Annotated in this window: 14 protein-coding genes and 1 pseudogene; 5 read left to right on the top strand and 10 right to left on the bottom strand. The window is 69.7% G+C overall.

Translation table 11 applies throughout. From position 1 onward, the window contains the following. Window positions 1–5: 5 nt before the first annotated feature. Genes DK427_RS23455 through DK427_RS23465 form a run of 3 tightly spaced genes read right to left on the bottom strand, consistent with a single transcriptional unit; the run spans window position 6 to window position 2,933 of the window. Window positions 6–812, bottom strand: coding sequence for an ABC transporter ATP-binding protein (locus tag DK427_RS23455; RefSeq protein ID WP_109953491.1), 807 nt, complete (start codon window positions 810–812; stop codon window positions 6–8). Further along, entirely contained in the window at window positions 806–1,831 is a 1,026-nt protein-coding gene (locus DK427_RS23460; RefSeq protein ID WP_109953492.1) for an ABC transporter permease, read from the bottom strand. The genes DK427_RS23455 and DK427_RS23460 overlap by 7 nt, the downstream gene beginning before the upstream one ends. A 10-nt stretch (window positions 1,832–1,841) precedes the next feature. Continuing rightward, a complete protein-coding gene (locus DK427_RS23465) occupies window positions 1,842–2,933 on the bottom strand; it encodes an ABC transporter substrate-binding protein (protein WP_109953493.1) in 1,092 nt (363 codons plus the stop codon). Window positions 2,934–3,544: 611 nt separating this feature from the next. Here DK427_RS23465 and DK427_RS23470 point away from each other — a divergent pair. From DK427_RS23470 to DK427_RS23490, 5 genes and pseudogenes are all read left to right on the top strand, one after another. After that, window positions 3,545–4,690, top strand: coding sequence for an acyl-CoA dehydrogenase family protein (locus DK427_RS23470; protein ID WP_109953494.1), 1,146 nt, complete (start codon window positions 3,545–3,547; stop codon window positions 4,688–4,690). A gap of 56 nt (window positions 4,691–4,746) precedes the next feature. Continuing rightward, entirely contained in the window at window positions 4,747–5,844 is a 1,098-nt protein-coding gene (locus DK427_RS23475; RefSeq protein ID WP_109953495.1) for an LLM class flavin-dependent oxidoreductase, read from the top strand. Further along, entirely contained in the window at window positions 5,844–6,782 is a 939-nt protein-coding gene (locus DK427_RS23480; protein ID WP_204165225.1) for an ABC transporter substrate-binding protein, read from the top strand. Before DK427_RS23475 ends, DK427_RS23480 begins: the two co-directional genes overlap by 1 nt. A 20-nt stretch (window positions 6,783–6,802) precedes the next feature. Beyond that, window positions 6,803–7,348: a cupin domain-containing protein gene (locus tag DK427_RS23485; RefSeq protein WP_109953496.1), complete on the top strand. Its 546-nt coding sequence runs from the start codon at window positions 6,803–6,805 to the stop codon at window positions 7,346–7,348. A gap of 20 nt (window positions 7,349–7,368) precedes the next feature. Then, window positions 7,369–8,374: pseudogene (locus tag DK427_RS23490) on the top strand (LLM class flavin-dependent oxidoreductase). A 248-nt stretch (window positions 8,375–8,622) separates the two neighbouring features. On the opposite strand, the gene DK427_RS23495 reads toward DK427_RS23490, so the two are convergent. The 7 genes from DK427_RS23495 to DK427_RS23525 all read right to left on the bottom strand — a co-directional run bounded on the left by DK427_RS23495 (window position 8,623) and on the right by DK427_RS23525 (window position 19,150). Continuing rightward, window positions 8,623–9,966, bottom strand: coding sequence for a sigma-54-dependent transcriptional regulator (locus DK427_RS23495; protein ID WP_204165226.1), 1,344 nt, complete (start codon window positions 9,964–9,966; stop codon window positions 8,623–8,625). A gap of 5 nt (window positions 9,967–9,971) precedes the next feature. Then, window positions 9,972–11,825 carry an ATP-binding protein gene (locus DK427_RS23500; RefSeq protein ID WP_109953497.1) on the bottom strand — a complete coding sequence of 618 codons (1,854 nt, stop codon included), beginning with the start codon at window positions 11,823–11,825 and terminating at the stop codon, window positions 9,972–9,974. A 109-nt stretch (window positions 11,826–11,934) separates the two neighbouring features. Then, window positions 11,935–13,407 (bottom strand): NAD-dependent succinate-semialdehyde dehydrogenase, encoded by a 1,473-nt coding sequence (locus DK427_RS23505; protein WP_109953498.1) that lies wholly within the window; start codon window positions 13,405–13,407, stop codon window positions 11,935–11,937. Window positions 13,408–13,467: 60 nt separating this feature from the next. Next, complete coding sequence (locus DK427_RS23510) at window positions 13,468–15,120, bottom strand: acetolactate synthase large subunit (RefSeq protein WP_109953499.1); 1,653 nt, start codon at window positions 15,118–15,120, stop codon at window positions 13,468–13,470. Window positions 15,121–15,329: 209 nt separating this feature from the next. Then, entirely contained in the window at window positions 15,330–16,658 is a 1,329-nt protein-coding gene (locus DK427_RS23515) for an MFS family transporter (protein ID WP_109953500.1), read from the bottom strand. 894 nt (window positions 16,659–17,552) lie between these two features. Then, window positions 17,553–17,792 carry an Lrp/AsnC ligand binding domain-containing protein gene (locus DK427_RS23520; RefSeq protein WP_109953501.1) on the bottom strand — a complete coding sequence of 80 codons (240 nt, stop codon included), beginning with the start codon at window positions 17,790–17,792 and terminating at the stop codon, window positions 17,553–17,555. A gap of 32 nt (window positions 17,793–17,824) precedes the next feature. Next, on the bottom strand, window positions 17,825–19,150 hold the full coding sequence (locus DK427_RS23525) for a methyl-accepting chemotaxis protein (RefSeq protein WP_109953502.1): 1,326 nt from the start codon (window positions 19,148–19,150) through the stop codon (window positions 17,825–17,827). Between the last annotated feature and the right edge of the window lie 44 nt (window positions 19,151–19,194).

A 19,194-nucleotide genomic window follows, 5' to 3' on the forward strand; every position in this document is an offset into this window, starting at 1 on the left:
CAGGCTCAGGTCGGCTGGCCGAGGATCCCGAGGATCTCGCGGCGCAGGCGCACGAGTTCGGGATCGTCGCGGTGGCGCGGGTAGGTCCGGTCGACCGGGATGTCGGCCCGGATTGCGGCGGGTCGCTCGGAAAGCACGATCACCCGCTCGGCCAGCACCAGCGCCTCCTCCACGTCGTGCGTGACGAGGACCGCGGTGAAGCGCGCGCGCTGCCAGAGCCGCAGGATCTCGGCCTGCATCGCGAGCCGCGTCAGGGCGTCGAGCTTGCCCAACGGCTCGTCGAGCAGGAGCAGGCGGGGCTCGTTCACCAGCGCCCGGGCCAGCGCCGCGCGCTGGGCCATGCCGCCTGAGAGCTGGTGCGGGTAGACCTCGGCGAACCCGTCGAGCCCCACGAGGCGCAGAGCCGCGTCCGCGCGGGCCGCCCGCTCGCGGCCGATGCCCCGCGCCTCCAGGCCAAGCGCCACGTTCCCGCGCACCGTACGCCAGGGATAGAGCGTGGGATCCTGGAAGACGAGGAGGCGGGACGGGTCGGGTCCGGTCACCGCCGCGCCATCGACCGCGATGCGGCCGGCATTGGGCGGCTCCAGCCCGGCGACCAGCCGCAGCAGGGTGGACTTGCCGCAGCCCGAGGCGCCGAGCAGCGCCACGAAGCCGCCGGGCTCCACGTCGAGGCTCAGCCGGTCGAGCACCGGCAGGGGCGTGCCGCGGATGTCGAAGGCGTGCGAGACGGCCTCGACCGTCAGCCGGGCGCCCGCCGGGACCGTCCCGGCAGAGGTGCCGGGGTCGGGGTGCTCGCGCGTCGCGGCTACCATTGCACCAGCCCCTTCTGCCAGGAGAGCACCCGGTCGCGGACCGCGAACAGCAGGGTGATCAGCCCGGAGCACATCAGCGCCATCACGATCAGCGCCGCGTACATGTTGGCGTAGGCCGCCCAGCCCTGCGCCCATTGCAGGTACCAGCCGAGGCCGGATTTCACGCCGAGCATCTCGGCCACCACCAGCACCGCGAAGGAGCCGCCGAGGCCCATGAACAGGCCGACGAAGACGTGCGGCAGCGCGCCCGGGACCGCCACCCGCAGGACGAGGAAGGCCGGCGAGGCGCCGAGGGTGCGCGCCACGTCGAAATAGGCCTTGTTGACCCCCGCCACCCCCGACCAGGTCAGCACCGTGACGGGGAAGCCGGTGGCCAGCGCGACCAGGAAGGTGCTGGCCGACCATGAGGACGGGAAGACGAAGAAGGCGAGCGGCAGCCACGCTGTCGCGGGGAGAGGCCCGACGAAGCGCAGCACCGGGTGGGCCCAGTAGCCGACCGCCTTCGACCAGCCGATGGCGACGCCCGCCGCGAAGCCGAGTGCCGCTCCGATCAGGTAGCCGCCGAGGAGCAGCTTCAGCGAGTTGAGGATGCTGCCGCCGAGCTTCGGCCAATCCTCCAGGAAGACCTCCAGGATCGCCTGCGGCGGCGGGAAGAACGGCATCGGCAGGAGGCCGAACTTGGCGGTGATCAGCTCCCAGGCGAGGAAGGCCAGAGCCAGGGCGGCGAGCCAGGGCGTCCAGTAGGCGAGCGACACGCCGACGCGTCCGAGGCGCCCCGAGAGGGCCGAGGCTGGCGGCAGAGCCAGCCCAACGGCGAGAGCGGCCGTCGCGAAGGCGACCGTGTAGGGGAAGTCGCCCTCCTCCGGCAGGCCGTAGGTCGCGCCCGCGAGCGCGAGCCAGGCCGCGCCCGCCGCGAGGCCGCGCAGGGACAGGACGGGGAGCCGGTCGGCGGCGCGGCGCCGGACCTCGCGCGGGACCCCGGCTGCGACGCCGGTTGTGCTTGCCGGTGAGCTTGCCATGCCGGCCCCCTCAGCTCAGCACGTCGGCGTAGACGCGCTCAGCGAACTTCGCCGTGTCGGTGCTGCGCTTGAGGACGTTCACCTGCTTCAGCTCGTCGCCGTAGAGCACGAGCTGCCGCTTCAGGTCGGCCCCGACCGGGCGGTCGCCGTGGTGCTGGCTGCGCAGCATCGCGGCGAGATCCTCGACCGAGCCCTTGCCGCCGTAGCCCGAGAAGATCCGCGCGGCTTCCTCCGGGTTCTCGTGCACCCGGTGGCCGCCCTCAAGGATGGCGCGGGTGAGCGCGGAGGCCGCGGCGCGGTCGTTGCGGATCAGGCTGCCCCGCACCGCGACCACGCAGCAGGTGCGGTCGGCATATTCTCCTGAGAGGTTGGTGGCGACCTCCGTGAAGTTCGGGTTCTTCAGCCAGATCCAGGTGCGCGGGTCAGAATCGGCGAGCGCCTGGGCCTCCCCCTTCTCGACCGCGAGGTTGAGGAGGTCGGCCGGGTACTGCCGCCACTCGACGCCCGTCTCCGGGTCGATCCCGGCCTTCGCGAGCAGCAGGCCGAAGAAGTTCTTGGCCGGGCTCGCGTGGTCGCTGATCGCGATGGTCTTGCCCTTGAGCGCGGCGACCTCGGTGATGCCGCCCGACCTCGCGCCGAGCAGACGCAGGCAGCCGCCGTGGAGGCCCGCGGTGATCTTCACATCGAAGCCCTGCTCCAGGGGCTTGAGCCAGCGCAGGGCCATGCCGATGCCGGCATCGGCCTTGCCGGTGGCGATCGCCTCCAGCAGCGCCTCGGTCGAGCCGCCGAAATTGACGAACTCCACGTCGAGCCCGTGGCGCGCGAAGATGCCCCGCTCCTTGGCGAGCGGCGCCGCGGCGGTGCAGATCGCCGTGGCGTTCCAGGCGAGCTTGATCGGCTTCAGCGGGCCGCTCCCCTCCGCCGGCCCCTCCGCGGCGGCAGGCCGGCAGAGCGGGCCGGGATCGAAGGGCAGGTCCGGCCCCGGCCCCCAGGCGCGGCCGGTGCCCATGCCGAACAAGGGCAGGGCCGCTGCGGCGGCGCCCGCGCTCAGCAGGAACCGGCGCGACGGCGCGATGCCGGGGCGCTGGGGCTCGTCGGTCATGATGGTCTCCGGATGCCGCGGGCAGGGCGGCGGGTCGTGCGGACGAACGGCGCGAGCGGAAGCGCCCGATGGCTCGGGCGACGTATCGGCGTCGTTCCGGGAGCGGCTCTCTGGCGGAGCCGATGCATTCAGTGTTCAATCACGCGATCGCGATGTCAACGAAAGCGTATTCTCATTCGCGATCATCCGCGAAAGGAGTCTATTCGATCGGGGCGACAGCGCGAGAACGTTCTCATCACCGGCCGGAGACCATTATGTGTAGGGGTCGTGCGCCGTTCAACGGGCCGCGCGCCCGCACCTCCGGCCGTTAAAGCGCTCTCCGCCGAAGTGGATGCCGGTTCGGCGCAAGAGAGCGCGTCAACGCAACGGCTCTAGCCTCGCCACGCATGGATGCCGCCATCGACGCCCCATGTTCAAGGGAAGATATATTGCGCGCCATCGATACGGAATCGCGCATTTAGCCTCGCGCAGCGGCAGGTAACGCGAGGAATGTTCTTCCGCCAACCCGATCTTTAGAAATCGACTTCGTTGACGATCGCCCGCTCCGGCCCGACCCTTGGGGAGGTGGCTCCTGGCCTCCGCCGAAGCGCTCCGCAACCTCCCGATCTCCGATGACCGTCGCCGTTCCTCCGCCCGATCCCGCCCGCACGCTCGCCGAACGCTTCGCCGTCCATGCGGGCGCGCACGACCGCAGCGGCGCCTTCCCGCACGCCAACCTCGCGGCTCTGCACGAGGCCGGGCTCGTCGCGCTCACGGTGCCGCGGCGGCTCGGCGGCGGCGGCGCGGGCCTCGGGCGCGCCGCGGAGGTGGTCGGGCGGATCGGGACTGGCGACCCGGCCACCGCCCTCGTCCTGGCGATGACACTGCTCCAGCACGGCCTGATCCACCAGGTGGGCTCGCCCTGGCCGCGCGCCCTTGCCGACGCGGTCGGGCGGGACGCGGCTCTCAGTGGCGCCTTCATCAACGCCCTGCGGGTCGAGCCGGAGCTTGGCACCCCGGCCCGCGGCGGCCTGCCCGAGACAGTGGCCCGCCGCGACGGCGACGGCTGGCGCGTCACGGGCCGCAAGATCTACTCCACCGGCGCCCCGGCGCTCGCCTACGGTCTCGTCTTCGTGCGCACCGACGAGCCGGAGCCCAGGATCGGCAACCTGCTCGTGCCATTCGGCGCGCCCGCCATCCGGATCGTGGAGACCTGGGATCATCTCGGCCTGCGGGCCTCGGGCAGCCACGACGTGATCTTCGAGGACGTCCCCGTGCCGGGCGCCAACGCTGTCGACCTGCGTCCGCCCGCCGGCTGGCAGGCCCCCGACGCGCTGCAGCAGGCCTGGAGCTGCACCCTGCTCGCGGCGCTCTACGACGGCGTCGCCCGGGCAGCCCAGGACTGGCTCGTCCGCTTCCTGCGCGAGCGCCGACCGGGCAGCCTCGGCGCGCCGCTGGCAAGCCTGCCCCGCTTCCACGAGGCGGTGGGCGAGAACGAGCGCCTGCTCGCGGTCAACGCGCGCCTCGTCCGGGGGCTCGCCGCCGAGACCGACGCGGGCGCGCCGCCGGCCCCGCGCGAGGCCGGCTTCGTGAAGGTCACTGTCACCGAGAACGCCATCCTGGCGGTGCAGCGGGCGACCGAGCTCTGCGGGAACGCCGCCCTCGCGCGGGCTAACCCGCTGGAGCGGCACCTGCGTGACGTGCTCTGCGCGCGCATCCACTGGCCGCAGGGCGACGCCGTTCGGGCCGCCGCCGGCCGCGCCGCGCTGGGCCTCTGATCCGCGTCGCGGACCCCTTCGCGGACCCCTTTGCGGACCCCTTCGAGGACGACACCATGAGCCTGCTTCCGCCTGAGAGAACCGAGTTCATCGGCTTCGTCGCCCCGCGCGAGGTCTCGGAGACGCGCGCGCCGCAGGGGCCGGCGATCGACCGCGACTACCTGCGCCTGCTCGCCCAGGCGCAAGAGTGGGGCGGCTTCGACCGCGTCCTCGTGGCCGCCTACTCCACCGCGCCCGACCCGCTGCTCGTGGCCGCAGCGGTCGCGGCGGTGACGGAGCGGGTCGGCCTGATGATCGCCCACCGCACCGGCTTCGTCGCGCCGACGGTGGCCGCGCGCCAGTTCGCGACCCTCGACCAGCTCACCGGCGGGCGCGTGGCGATCCACGCGATCAGCGGCGGGGACGATCGGGACCTCGCCAAGGACGGCGACCACCTCACGAAGGACGAGCGCTATGCCCGCACGGGCGAGTTCCTCGACATCCTCCGCCTGTCCTGGACCTCGGACGCGCCCTTCGACTACGCGGGCGCGCATTACCGGGTCGCGGGCGGCTTCTCGGAGGTGAGGCCGGTCACGCGGATCCCGGTCTATTTCGGCGGGGCCTCGCCCGCGGCCCTGGCGGTCGCCGGGCGCCACGCCGACACCTACGCGCTCTGGGGCGAGACGCACGCGCAGGTGCGCGAGCTGATCGGCCGCGTGCGCGCCGAGGCCGCCCGGCACGGGCGCGCCCCGCGCTTCAGTCTCTCGGTGCGGCCGATCCTGGCCGGGACGGAGGCGGAGGCCTGGGCGAGGGCGGACGACATCCTGGCGCGGACGCGGGCCGTACGGGCGGCCCGGGGGCTCGGCCCCGCGGCCACGCCCCCGAACGAGGGTTCGCGCCGCCTGCTCGCGGCGGCCGCCTCCGGACCGCGCCTCGACAAGCGCCTCTACACGGCGATCGCCGCGGAGACGGGTGCTGCCGGCAACTCCACCGCCCTCGTCGGCACGCCCGAGCAGGTGGCGGACGCGCTCCTCGACTACCACGACCTCGGGGTGCGCACCTTCCTGATCCGCGGCTTCGACCCGCTGGAGGACGCGCTCCAGTACGGGCGGGCGCTGCTGCCGGCCTTCCGGGACCTGCTCGCGCGTCGCGGCGGCACGGCGGAGGCCGCCTGATGCGCGCCCTCGTCCTCGCCCTGACGGCGCTGCTGACCGTCCTGTCCGCCCGCGCTGAGGAGGTGCTGCGCGTCGGCGATCAGCGCGGCAACGCCCGCGCTCTGATGGAGGCTGCGGGCGTCCTCGACGGTCTGCACTACCGGCTCGAATGGGCCGAGTTCGCGGCCGCGGCGCCGCTTCTGGAGGCGCTCAACGCCGGCGCCATCGACGCGGGTGGGGTGGGGGACGCGCCCTTCACCTTCGCGGCCGCGGCCGGCGTGCCGGTCCGGGCCTTCCTCGCCTTCCGCAACCGGCAGGACGGGCTCGCGATCCTGGTCCGCCCCGATTCGCCGATCCGCACGGTGTCGGACCTGAAGGGCCAGCGCATCGCCACCAACCGCGGCTCGATCGGCCACCAGATCGTGCTCGCCGCCCTGGAGGAGGCCGGCCTGCCGGCCGACAGCGTGCGCTTCAACTTCCTGCCGCCGGCCGACGCCAAGCTCGCGCTGGCCTCCGGCGCGGTCGATGCGTGGGCGACCTGGGAGCCCTACACCTCGGCGGCCGAGCTCGCCGGCCTCGTGCGCGTGGTGCGCGACGGCAACGGCATCACGCCGGGCCTGAGCTTCGCGGTGGCGAGCGAGGCGGCGCTCAGGACCAAGCGCACCCTGCTCGCCGACTACGCGGCACGCCTCGCCCGCGCCCGCGCCTGGGCGCTGAACGACCCGGCCCCCTACGCCGCCGTCTGGTCGAAGCTGATCGGCCTGCCTGAGGCCGTGCCGCTGCGCTGGTTCGGGCGGGCGCAATACCGCGCGGTGCCGATCGACGCTGCGGTGATCGCTGACGAGCAGCGCATCATCGACCTGTACGTCCGCGCCGGATTGATCCCGCAGGCCCGTGCGCCCCGGGCCGAGAAGATCCTCGATCCCGGGTTTTCCGAAGCGCTCGCGGCCGTGCGATGATCGGCGCCGGAGGAAGCCACATGCACGATCCCGGCGACGGCCACACGCACAACCACGATCATGACCACGGGCACAAGCACGACCATACCCACGGGCAGGACGCCGCGTCCGAGCGCTGGAAGCACGACGGAGTGCGGGTGATTCCGGGCGACCGGCTCGACCCGAACACCGCCCAGACACCCGGCATGTTCCGGCAGGCGGCGGTCAACGCCGCCCGGGTCGGCGCGCAGAAGATCTGGGCCGGCACCGTGGCGATCGAGCCCGACGCCAAGACCGGGGTGCACCACCACGGCGCGCTGGAAAGCGTGATCTACGTCGTCTCGGGCCGCGCCCGCATGCGCTGGGGCGAACGGCTCGAATACGTCGCCGAGGCGGGGCCCGGCGACTTCATCTTCGTGCCCCCTTACGTGCCGCACCAGGAGATCAATGCCTCGACCGACGAGCCCCTGCACTGCGTGCTGGTGCGCTCCGATAACGAGGCGGTCGTGGTCAACTTGCCGGACGTCGCAGCGGCCGAGGCACCCGAGACCGTCTACTGGGTCGATCCCATCCACAAGCATCCCTGATAGGGCCGGAGAGCGCACGCATGAGCCAGGACCGCCGCCTGCATCTTGGCGCCTTCATGGCCCGGTGGGCATCCACGCCGCTTGGTGGCGCTATCCGGGCGGCTGGCCGGACGCGAACTTCAACTTCGAGCATCTGGCGCACTTCGCCCGGCGCCTGGAGGCGGCGAAGTTTGACACCTTCTTCATGGCCGACCACTTGGCCGTGATGTACATGCCGGAGGCGGCCCTGCGCCGCTCGGCCACCGTGACCTCGTTCGACCCGCTGACGCTCCTGCCGGCGCTCGCCGTGCTGACCGAGCGCATCGGCCTGATCGCCACCGCATCGACCACCTACAACGAGCCCTACCACGTGGCCCGCAGGTTCGCCTCGCTCGACCACATCTCGCGGGGCCGCGCTGGCTGGAACCTCGTCACCTCTAGCAACCCCGACGAGGCGCTGAATTTTGGGCGCGACGCGCATCTCGAGCACGCGGTGCGCTACGCGCGGGCCCGCGAGTTCTTCGACGTGGTGACGGGTCTGTGGGATTCTTTGTGGTGCTCGGCGAGACGGAAGCGGAGGCCCGAGCCAAGAAGGCGCGCCTCGACGACCTCGTCCATCCCGACAGTGGGCTTGCCAACCTCTCGGTGCGCCTCGGAACCGACACCTCGGTCTTCGATCTCGACGCGCCGCTGCCCGAGATCCCGGAGACCAATGCGAGCAAGAGCGGGCAGGCCCAGATCGTCGATTACGCGCGCCGCACCGGTGCAACGGTGCGCGATCTCGCCCGTAAGGTCGGCGGCTACGGCGGCCTTCAGATGGTCGGCACCGCCGCTCAGGTGGCCGACAGGATGGAGGAATGGCTGAAGACACGCGCCTGCGACGGCTTCAACGTAATGTTCCCGTTCTTGCCGGAAGGTCTCGACGACGTGGTCGACCGCCTCGTGCCCGAGTTGCAGAGGCGGAACCTGTTCCGTACGGCGTACGAGGGCACGACGCTACGCAACCATCTTGGCCTGCCGCGGCCGGGCAACCGCTTCTTCCACTGAGCCGCCTCGAGGCTTCTAGAGCATCCGGGCAGCATGGGCGCTAAAACCGGGGTTCCCCATGCGTTTGCTGACGGCCATCATTGCTTGCCAATCTAGATAACTGTGTTAGGTCGATCGCGGAATGTCCGCCCACGAGCGGGCATCAAAGCATGCTTTCGACCCAACCCAGACGCTCGGACCGCGTGCCCCACAAACCTGAAAGCGGACACGCCTTGAGCTGCACGTCCGACTTATTCGGCGGCGGTCGCTCACTCGGTGAAATCGGCGCGGTTCAGCCCGTAGCGCTGCATCTTCTCGTTCAGGGTCCGGCGGGGGAGGTCGAGCAGGCGCATGACCTCGGCGATGTTTCCCCGAGTCTCTTGCAGGGTGTGGCGGATCAGATCGCGCTCGAATGCGTCGACCCGTGCCGACAGGGGTTGCGGTTCGCCCGTCGCCGCCTCCTGCGACCCGTCAAGCTGATCGAGGCCGAAGGCGTAGCGCTCAGCGGCGTTGCGCAACTCGCGGACGTTGCCGGGCCACGGGCGCGCCGCGAGATCCTGTATGAGCCGGGCGCTGAGGGGGCGCACCGTCCGGCCATGCGCCTCGGCGGCGCGGGTCGCGAAGACCTCGAACAGCAATGGGATATCTTCGCGCCGTTCCCGCAGGGGCGGGATCCGCAACTCCGCGACGCCGAGGCGGTAGTAGAGGTCGGCCCGGAACTGCCCGGTGGCTGAGTGCGCGCGCAGATCGACCTTGCTCGCGCAGACGGTGCGAAGGTCGGCCGGCACCGTCGCGTTCGAGCCGAGCCGCTCCAGGCTGCCCTCCTGGAGCACCCGCAGGAGGGTCACCTGCCCAGCAAGCGGCATGGCCTCGATCTCGTCGAGGAAGAGCGTGCCGCGATGGGCGTATTCCAGCTTGCCGACCCGGCGTTTCAGCGCGCCCGTGAAGGCGCCGGCCTCGAAGCCGAACAGCTCGCTCTCCATCATCGTGTCGGGGATGGCGCCGCAATTGACCGCCACGAAGCGGCCGTCCCGCCGGCTGGAGAAGGCGTGGAGGCACTGGGCGACCAGTTCCTTGCCGGAACCGGTCTCACCGTTGATGACGACGTTGACCGGGGTGGCGGCGAGGCCGAGCACCTCGCGCCGCAGATTCTCCATCGCCCGCGACGTGCCGATGAGGCGGCTCTCGATGCCTTGCGCATCATCGACGGCGTGGAGCCTGCGCAACCGCAGGGTCAGGTGGCGCTTCTCGCAGGCGCGGCCGATCGCATCGACCAGACGCTCGGGCACGAAGGGCTTCTCGATGAAGTCGTAGGCGCCCCGTTGCATCGCCTCGACCGCCATCGGCACGTCCCCGTGCCCGGTGACCAGGAGGACCGGCAGGTCTGGGTCGCGGGCGAGCGCCCGTTCGAGGACTTCGAGGCCGTCGATGCCCGGCATCCGCATATCGCTGACGAGGATGCCGGGGAAGGACTCGTCGATAAGGCCCAGCGCCGCCCGCGGTTCCTCGAAGGTCGAGACCTCGAAGTCGGCGAGGGTCAGCCACTGATGCAGCGCCTCGCGCACCGTCTCCTCGTCGTCCACGAACAGGACACGCGCCGCCCGACCCACCACCGCGCTTACCCCTTCGCCGCAGGTAGGACGATGGCGAGCACCGCGCCGCGCTCGTCGTTGGCGGCGGCGATGCTGCCGCCGAGATCGCGCACGATCAGCGAGGACAGCGATAGGCCGAGGCCGAGGCCCTCGCCGGCCGACTTCGTGGTGAAGAAGGGATCGAAGACCTGCCCCATGTGCTCCTTCGCAATCCCGCCGCCACTATCGGCGACGCTGAGGCGCCAGGTGCCATCCGCTTCGCGCGCACCGGTCAAATGAAGCAGGCGCTCGGGCGTGCTCCGCATCGCGTCGAGGGCGTTGACGATCAGGTTCAGCAGGACCTGCTCCAAGCGAACCGGCTCCGCCTGCACGAAGGCCTCGGCGGGGATCGCGCAGGTGACGGTCACTCCCTCGGACCGGATGCGGGCCTGGAGCAGATCCAGGACGGCCTCCGCTGTCGCCTGCAAGCTTACCGGCTCACGATGTTCCGGCCCGGTCTTGCGGGCGAAGGCCTTCAGGTGGCGGATGATCTCGCCGATGCGCTGCGTCACCTGCGTCATCCGCTCGAGGTTCCGCTCCACCGTCGCGAGATCGCCACGTTCCAGGAACTTCGCCGTGCTGGCGAGGAAGGTGCGCAGGGCTGCCAGCGGCTGGTTGATCTCGTGGTTGATGGCCGTCGAGATCTGTCCCAGCGCGGCGAGGCGGCCGGCATGGATCAGCTCGTCCTGGGTCGCCCGTAGCGCCGCGGTGGCGCGCTCCCGCTCCGCGACCTCGCCGCGAAGGCGGTCGTTGGCGGCGCTCAGGGCCTGGGTACGATCCGCGACGCGCTGCTCCAGGGAGAGGCGCATCGCCCGCTCGCTCTGCAGCCGTCGTTGCCGCTGGCTCCGGGCAGCCAGGGCGAAAGCCAGGGCCAAGCAGGCGATCGCCGCAACCAGGGCCGCGAGCAAGGCCTGTCGCAGGGCGGGTCCAGTCGGCGTCACGTACCAGACCGTCCAGGACAGATCCGGCATCGCCGCGCGCTCCACGAGCCCGCTGACGGTTCGGCCCTCGACCGGCAGATCAATGACGCCCGCGAGGTCCGCCTGCTCGCCGTCGAGAAGGGGCTGCAGGGTACTGTCGCCGTATTGTCGCTCGGCTTGGATCCGCGCCGCATCGGCCACGCCGACCGGGTGGAACGGGCGATACTTCCACGCCGGCTCGCTCGCGAGGAAGACCACGCCGGCGGCGTCCGAGACCAGCACCTGCTCGCCGGCCGCCCGCCACTCACCCTGCAGTCCCTCCAAATCGACCTTGACAACCACGATCCCCACGACCCGGCCGTCCGGTCCGGAAACGGCCTTGCCGACGAACAGGCCGGGAAGGCCGGTTGTCGTGCCGACGCCGAAATAGCGTGAGACGCCAGTGGTCTTGGCCGCGGTGAAGTAGGGCCGGTAGGCGTAGGACGCCCCGATGAAGCTGAGCGGCCGGTTCCAGTTGCTCGCGCCGCGCGTCAAGCCGTCGGCATCCAGGAGGTAGATGGCCGAGACGTTCGAGGTCGCCGCGACGGCCTCGAACTTGGTGTTGACGGCGGCGATGCGGTCCGGCGCATCGACGGCTTCGAGGAGGGCCTGCACCTGCGTGTCGAGGGCGAGGACCGTGGGCAGATACTCGTACCGGTTGACGGCCGCCCGCAGCACGGCCTCGGTAATGACGAGGCGCTGGCGCGCTTGGCGACGGGCCAGGTCGAGGCCTGCCTCCAGAGTGAACGCGAAGACCACGAGGGTAGCCACGAGCGTGATGGCCGCCAAGATCCACCGCCACAGCCAGATCGACCTGAGCACCGGACCCGGCCCGGTGAGCTTTCGCGGAACCGCCCGGGCGACGCTGGCTATGACGTTCATCGGGCGGCATCCTGACGAGGGCGAGCATACGCGCCAGCGGTGTCGCACACCACGCCCCACGCGCCGCGGGCGAAAGCCGACCCTTACCCCCAGCGAAGTCGGAGAGCTCTCAGGCGCCGAGGCCGCCGACGCAGACGTACTTGGTGTTCAGGTAGTCGTCGATGCCCTGGTGGCCGCCCTCGCGGCCGACGCCCGACTCCTTCACGCCGCCGAAGGGCGCCACCTCGGTGGTGATGATGCCCTCGTTGACGCCGACCATGCCGTATTCCAGCGCCTCTGAGACCCGGAAGACCCGCCCGAGATCGCGCGTGTAGAAGTAGCAGGCCAGCCCGAACTCCGTGTCGTTGGCCATCGCGATCGCCTCCGCCTCGTCGCGGAAGCGGAAGAGCGGCGCCAGCGGCCCGAAGGTCTCCTCCTTCGCGACATCCATGCCCGGCACCACGTCGACCAGCACGGTCGGCTCGAAGAACGAGCCGCCGAGCGCGTGGCGGCGGCCCCCCGCGATCACCCGCGCGCCCTTGGCGGTGGCGTCGCGGATATGCGCCTCGACCTTCTCGACCGCGGCGTGGTCGATGAGCGGGCCCTGCACCACGCCCTCCTCCGCGCCGTTGCCGACCTTCAGGGCCTTGGCCGCCGCCGCCATCTTCTCCGCGAAGGCGTCGTAGATGCCGTCCTGCACCAGCACCCGGTTGGTGCAGACGCAGGTCTGGCCCGAGTTGCGGTACTTGGCCAGCATCGCGCCCTCGACCGCCCGGTCGAGGTCGGCATCGTCGAACACGATGAAGGGCGCGTTGCCGCCGAGTTCCATCGAGACCTTCTTCACCGTGCCGGCGGCCTGGCTCATCAGGAGCTTGCCGACCTCGGTCGAGCCCGTGAACGTGACCTTCTTCACCAGCGGGTTGCCGGTGAGTTCGCCCCCGATCGCCCGGGCCGAGCCGGTGAGGATCGAGACGAGGCCCGCCGGGATGCCGGCCCGCTCGCAGAGCAGGCCCCAGACCAAGCCCGAGAGCGGCGTCTGGGCGGCGGGCTTGATCACGATCGGGCAGCCGGCGGCGAGTGCCGGCGCGAGCTTGCGGGCGATCATCGAGGACGGGAAGTTCCAGGGCGTGATCGCCCCCACCACGCCGACCGGCTCCTTGGTGACGAGGATGCGCCGGTTCTGCCAGGGCGAGGGGATGACCTCGCCGTAGACGCGCCGGGCCTCCTCGGCGAACCACGTGACGTAGCCCGCCGACATGGTGACCTCGGCCCGCGCCTCGGCGAGCGACTTGCCCTGCTCGGCGGTGAGGATGCGGGCGAGATCCTCCTGGTTCTCGGTGATCAGCGCCGCGAGCTTCTTGAGCAGCGTCGCGCGCTCGGCGGCGGTCTTGGCGCGCCAGGCCGGATAGGCCGCGTGCGCCGCCTCGATCGCCCGGCGCGTCTCCTCGGCGCCTATGTTGGGCACCCGCGCGATGAGCGCGCCGGTGGCGGGGTTCGTCACCTCGATCGACCCGGACCCGCTCTTCGACCATTCGCCGCCGATCAGGCAGGCATCGACGAGCAGGCTCGGGTCCTTCAGGGACAGGGTCTCGGTCTCAGGCATAGTCGGATTCCCTCGGGGGCTTCGACGGGTTCAGGCGATGACGGGTCTGGCGGACGTCGCTCACTCAGTGGGTGCGGCGTCCTTCACCTTCTCGCGCAGCTCCTTCACGAGCACGCGGGTGTTCTCCGAGTAGTCGATCGGCACCGCCACGAGGTGGACGCCGCCGGCCTGGAACGCCTTCTCCAGCGTCGGCCCCAGATCCTCGACCGCGCCGACCCGGTGTCCCGTGGCGCCGTAGGACTCGGCGTACTTCACGAAGTCCGGGTTCTTGAAGGTCATGCCGTAATCCGGGAACTCGTCCACCGCCTGCTTCCAGCGGATCATGCCGTAGGCCGAGTCGTCCAGGATCAGCACCACGAGGTTGAGGCCGAGCCGCACGGCCGTCTCCATCTCCTGGCTGTTCATCATGAAGCCGCCGTCGCCGCACACCGCCATGACACGGCGCTTCGGGTAGAGCAGCGCCGCCATCATCGCCGAGGGCAGGCCCGCGCCCATCGTGGCCAGCGCGTTGTCGAGCAGCAGCGTGTTGGCCACGTAGGTGCGATAGTTGCGGGCGAACCAGATCTTGTACATCCCGTTGTCGAGGCAGACGATGCCGTCCTCGGGGATCACCCGGCGCACGTCGCGCACCAGCCGCTGCGGGGTGACGGGGAAGCGGTCCTCGTCGGCCCGGTCGGCGATGCGGGACAGGATGTGCTCGCGCAGCGGCAGCAACGCGCCCGCGTTCGGCAGCCTGTCCTCCAGCCGGTCGGCGAGCAGCTTCAGGGTGGGGCCGAGATCGCCCACCACCTCGGCGTCGGGGTAGTAGACCTGCTCGACATTGGCCGGGGTGTAGCTGATGTGCAGCACCTTCTGGTCCGGCTGGCCCATGAAGAAGGGCGGCTTCTCCACCGTGTCGTGGCCGATGGCGATGATGAGGTCGGCGGCGTCGATCGCCTCGTGCACGTAGTCGCGCTCCGACAGGGCGGCGGTGCCCATGTAGAGGCGGGTGCCGTGCGCGACCGTGCCCTTGCCCATCTGGGTGGTGAAGAACGGGATTCCGGTGCGCTGCACGAAGCCGCCGAGGTCGCTCGTCGAGCGCGGGCGGGAGGCGGCCGCGCCCAGCATCACCAGCGGGCGCTTGGCCGCGACGATCATCTCGGCGGCGCGCTCGATCGCCTTCGGATGGGCGACCGGGATGTCGATCGGGTGGGAGGGCACCGTGTACGAATCGGCTTCCTCGGCCGCGATGTCCTCGGGCAGCTCCAAGAGGACCGGGCCGGGCCGCTCCTCCATGGCGACCCGGAAGGCGTCGCGCACGATGGTGGGGATCGAGGAGGCGGAGACGATCTGGCGCGCCATCTTGGTGATCGGCTTCATCGAGGCGATGACGTCGACGATCTGGAAGCGGGCCTGGCGCGAGGAGAGGATGCCCTTCTGGCCGGTGATGATGATCATCGGCATGGCGCCCAGATGCGCGTAGGCGGCGCCGGTCGAGAAGTTGAGCGCGCCCGGGCCGAGCGTGGCGAGGCAGACGCCGGGCTTGCCGGTGAGCCGCCCGTAGGTCGCGGCCATGAAGGCTGCGGCCTGCTCGTGGCGGGTCAGGACGAGCTCGATCTTCGAGGTGCGCAGGGACTCGACGATGTCGAGGTTCTCCTCGCCCGGGATGCCGAAGACGCGGTCGACGCCCTCGTTCTCCAGCGCTTGCACGAGCAGATCTGAACCTTTGGACATGGGAGCGACCAATTCTTCTTCGATTGTTCGGTGACAGAGAATGCGGAGGTCGTGGCGACGCTGCCCGGGACCGGTGGCAGGGGGCGGAGGGGTCGGATCATCGCCGCCTGGTGCTTGCCGGTGCAGCGCTCGTCTTCCCGGTCCCGGCCGCTTCGGGCCGGGACCCCTCTCGCCGAGATCGTGCAGATCCCCGGCCGGTGTGCCGGTCCTCAGTCCTTCATCCGGCCGTTGCCGTCGAGATAGCCGTACTTGCGGGTGTCGGGCATCCAGAGCGACGCCAGGAAGGCGACGGAGGCCATGGCGGCAACGTAGTAGAAGAACAGGCTCTCGTTGCCATAGGACTTGAACGAGAGCGCGACATACTCCGCCGTACCGCCGAACATCGCATTGGCGATGGCGTAGGGCAGACCGACTCCGAGCGCCCGCACCTCAGCCGGGAAGAGTTCGGCCTTCACCACGCCGCTGATCGAGGTGTAGAAGGTCGCGATCACGAGGCCGGTCAGGATCAGCCCGAAGGCCGCGTAGGGGCTCGTCACCAGCGATAGCGAGGAGAGCAGCGGCACCGCACCAAGGGTGGCGAGGCCGCTGAATAGGATCATGTTGTTGCGCCGGCCGATCCGGTCCGACAGGGCACCGAAGAGCGGCTGCAGCAGCATGAACACGATGAGCGCTAGGGTCATCACCGTCGAAACCGCCTTGAGGTCGAGCTTCACCGTGTTGACGAGGAACTTCTGCATGTAGGTCGTCATCGTGTAGAAGTAGAGCGACCCACCCATGGTGAAGGCGAGCGTGATCAGCAGCGCCCGCTTGTGCTGCATGAGGGCCCGCAGCGAACCGGCTTCCTTGCTGTTCATCGTCTCCTGGGAGATCGACTCCTTCAGCGAGCCGCGCAGCATCATCGCAACGACCGCGGCGGCGGCGCCGATCAGGAACGGGACGCGCCAGCCCCAGGCCCGCATCTCCTCGCCGGTCAGGGCGTGCTGGAGGGCGAAAACGACGAGCACCGCGAGCAGCTGCCCGCCGATCAAAGTGACGTACTGAAACGAGGACAGGAAGCCGCGGCGGCCCTTGCCGGCGACCTCGCTCATGTAGGTCGCAGCCGTGCCGTACTCGCCGCCGACCGAGAGCCCCTGCGCAAGCCGCGCGACGAGGAGCAGGACGGGCGCGAGCACGCCGATGGTCTCGTAGGTCGGCAGCAGGCCGATCATCAGCGAGCCGGCGCACATCAGCAGCACCGAGAAAACCATCGACGACTTGCGCCCACGCCGGTCGGCGATGCGGCCGAAGATCCAGCCGCCCAGCGGCCGCATGAAGAAGCCGACGGCGAAGATGCCGGCCGTCGCCAGGAGCTGGCCGGTCGGGCTGCTGCTTGGGAAGAACGCCGAGGCGAAATAGATCGAGGTGAAGGCGTAAGCATAGAAGTCGTACCATTCGACGAGATTGCCGGAGGAGGCGGCGACGATGGCCTTGATCTTCTGCCGATCAGAGGTTTCGACGGTCGGGATTGATCCCGTCACCGCCGGGACAGCCGTATTCATGTGCGTTCTCCCATCTTCATGCCACTAACCCCGCATCTGCGGCGGGGCGGGATCGACGCGCTTCCACTCCCCTGGGCCTTCGGCCTCTTTGGGCAGCATCATCGAGACGCGTAGCACGGCATTGGCAACGGCGATGCCAAGTCAGAAAATTCGAGAAGTACGTGTAAAATCATATATTTGGCGCCGATTAACCTGTCGCTGTTCGGCAAGTTTCCGCCGTTTGGCATTTGGCCTTCGGCGAGATTCCGCCGATCGCTGTCGCCTGCGGACGTGAGGGGGCTGTTTGCGGACCCAAGAGGCCTGGCAAAAGGCTTCGAAACACCCTTCGCTGCCAAACGGATACTCCCGCCTCTTCCCAAGACGAGCATCTCTCCGAACTCTGCTCTCGCTCGACTCGAAGCAGTTTCTCGGTCTTCGGCCAATTACCGCTAACCGCCGAGCGTCCGCCTTCGCTTGTTCTACGCCCGAAAGCGGACTGGCGGATATCCACCCGACCCGGCCTTGGACCTCTACCCCACCAGCCTCGAAGCGGACCTTCCGAAGCGCTGCAAGGGGTCAGGAGTTCGCACGCACTTGTTCGGCTGTGCGCCATGAGCCAACCTTGGGCTGATAGGCGCTGAACCGCCGCTCCCGACCCAAAACGGACTCTGAGAAGGTCTGCTTCTGGATGGTTTGATCTTTTCCGGCTGGCCAGGGCTTTTAATTCATTAGATGATCATTTGCGGCAAAAGTTTTGATATATTGATATGATAGAGGAGATGATCTCGTTCGGTTCATCATCTGCCATCAATGAAGCTAGAGAATGACTCGCCGCTGATTGTACCCAACCCGCGGCTCGCCGCGATTGGTGTCGGGCTTCTTCCTCGGTCCATCTCCTGAGCGAGGACGACCTCGTCAGAGGAATGCCTTGAAAGCAATGATCGTCTCGGAATCCTTGACATTCTTGAGGTTCAGCAGGAAATCGTTGACGAACAGTCCGATATCGATATCGTTGTCGACATGAAATTTCGCCATGATATCGAATCGTCCGGCGGTCGAATAAATTTCCGATGCCAAATTCATGGAGAGAAGGCTGTCGGAGACCTCGTAGGTTTTTCCGATTTCGCATTTGATCTGTACGAAGAACGTCTTCATGCACCTCTCCTGGCGATCGGCCGGTCTGTGTTTTAGGCCCGTCGCAGGTTGTGCGCAAAGGCGTCCACGGTCTCCCGCAGCGCGTCGGCCGTGGTTTTGAGCTTTTCCGTCCAGACCGTGAGATCGTCGGCCATGCCGACGCCGCGCGCGGCCGAGGTCGCGATGTTCTCGGCCTCGTGATGCGCCCGCCGCGTGACGGTCGAGGCGTCGCGGACGGCCTCGGCGATCTGTCGCGCGTCGTCGGTCTGCTGGCGCACGGCCGCGGTGAGGCCCTGCGACGTGTCGCGCAGGATGCCCATCGTGCCACGGATCGCGTCGAGGTCGCCGTCGGTGGCCTGCGCCGCGCTGCCGACGTCGCCGACGAGGCGTTCGATCCGGGTGGTCGCCGCGGCCGTCTCGTCCGCGAGTGACTTGACCTCGGCGGCGACGATCGCGAAGCCCCGACCCGCCTCGCCCGCGCGCGCGGCCTCGATCGTGGCATTGAGGGCGAGCAGGTTGGTCTGCCGCGCGATCCCGCCGATCAGCGTGCTGACGCTGGAAATTTCGGACAGGGCCGTCCGCAAGCCGTCCATGGAACGGCTCGCCGTTGCGATCTGACCGAGCGTCTCGGTGGCTGCGGCGGAGCCGCGGTCGCTGATGGCGCCGATCTCCCGATTCGAGGCGGCGATGCGGTCGGCGGCCTGAGCGGCGACGCCGACACTCGAGGATGCAGCCTCGAGCGCGTGGGCGACCGTTTCGGTTGCGATCTCGGACGTCCCCGCCGTGGCCTTCAGGTTCGCCGAGAAGTCCGAGAGAGCGGATGCGGTCTCCTGAACCGTGGCGCTGACGCCGTCCATGCCGGTTCCGAACGCAGCGAGATCGCGCGTCAGGCTCTCGTAGCGGTGCCGCGCGCTCGCCTGTGCCGCCTCGTGATGCGCCGTGATGGTGGAGGCGAGGTCGAAGGCGAGAAGCTGCGCGATCAGCGCGCCCTGCTCGGCGACGGAGCGGGAGCCCAGCGGGCTGCGCCGCGCCAGGGCCGGGAGGCAGGCGCACAGGAGCGCGTTGCCCGCCATCGCGCGAGCGCGGGCGTCGAGGCCGAGTTCGGCTTCCCAGCCCGCCAATTCGGCGGACCGCCCCGCGTAGGCCGCATCGATCACGCCCGACAGGAGCATCCTGAAATGCGCCCGGAGGCGGCCGGCGATCTCCGCACCGTGACGCTCGAAGATCGGGCCGACATTCGGCATGCGCCCGGCCGCTTCGACATAGGCCTCCACGGCCCCGTCGATCACGCCGCCGAGCGGCGTCGCGAGGCGGGCGGCCCGAGCCAGACGGTCCGACGTCAGTCCGTAGAGCGACAGGCGGGCGGCGAACTCGGACATGGCGGTTCCTTGTCGACGATGCGTCCGGCCGACGGATCAGGCGC

The organism is Methylobacterium radiodurans (genome assembly GCF_003173735.1).
In the GTDB taxonomy this organism is placed as follows: Bacteria; Pseudomonadota; Alphaproteobacteria; order Rhizobiales; family Beijerinckiaceae; genus Methylobacterium; species Methylobacterium radiodurans.

What these genes read in the sequence shown, in the direction of transcription:
- DK427_RS23455 (WP_109953491.1), bottom strand. Translation starts at nt 812, where the DNA reads ATGGTAGCCGCGACGCGCGAGCACCCCGACCCCGGCACCTCTGCCGGG.
- DK427_RS23460 (WP_109953492.1), bottom strand. Translation starts at nt 1,831, where the DNA reads ATGGCAAGCTCACCGGCAAGCACAACCGGCGTCGCAGCCGGGGTCCCG.
- DK427_RS23465 (WP_109953493.1), bottom strand. Translation starts at nt 2,933, where the DNA reads ATGACCGACGAGCCCCAGCGCCCCGGCATCGCGCCGTCGCGCCGGTTC.
- DK427_RS23470 (WP_109953494.1), top strand. Translation starts at nt 3,545, where the DNA reads ATGACCGTCGCCGTTCCTCCGCCCGATCCCGCCCGCACGCTCGCCGAA.
- DK427_RS23475 (WP_109953495.1), top strand. Translation starts at nt 4,747, where the DNA reads ATGAGCCTGCTTCCGCCTGAGAGAACCGAGTTCATCGGCTTCGTCGCC.
- DK427_RS23480 (WP_204165225.1), top strand. Translation starts at nt 5,844, where the DNA reads ATGCGCGCCCTCGTCCTCGCCCTGACGGCGCTGCTGACCGTCCTGTCC.
- DK427_RS23485 (WP_109953496.1), top strand. Translation starts at nt 6,803, where the DNA reads ATGCACGATCCCGGCGACGGCCACACGCACAACCACGATCATGACCAC.
- DK427_RS23500 (WP_109953497.1), bottom strand. Translation starts at nt 11,825, where the DNA reads ATGAACGTCATAGCCAGCGTCGCCCGGGCGGTTCCGCGAAAGCTCACC.
- DK427_RS23505 (WP_109953498.1), bottom strand. Translation starts at nt 13,407, where the DNA reads ATGCCTGAGACCGAGACCCTGTCCCTGAAGGACCCGAGCCTGCTCGTC.
- DK427_RS23510 (WP_109953499.1), bottom strand. Translation starts at nt 15,120, where the DNA reads ATGTCCAAAGGTTCAGATCTGCTCGTGCAAGCGCTGGAGAACGAGGGC.
- DK427_RS23515 (WP_109953500.1), bottom strand. Translation starts at nt 16,658, where the DNA reads ATGAATACGGCTGTCCCGGCGGTGACGGGATCAATCCCGACCGTCGAA.
- DK427_RS23520 (WP_109953501.1), bottom strand. Translation starts at nt 17,792, where the DNA reads ATGAAGACGTTCTTCGTACAGATCAAATGCGAAATCGGAAAAACCTAC.
- DK427_RS23525 (WP_109953502.1), bottom strand. Translation starts at nt 19,150, where the DNA reads ATGTCCGAGTTCGCCGCCCGCCTGTCGCTCTACGGACTGACGTCGGAC.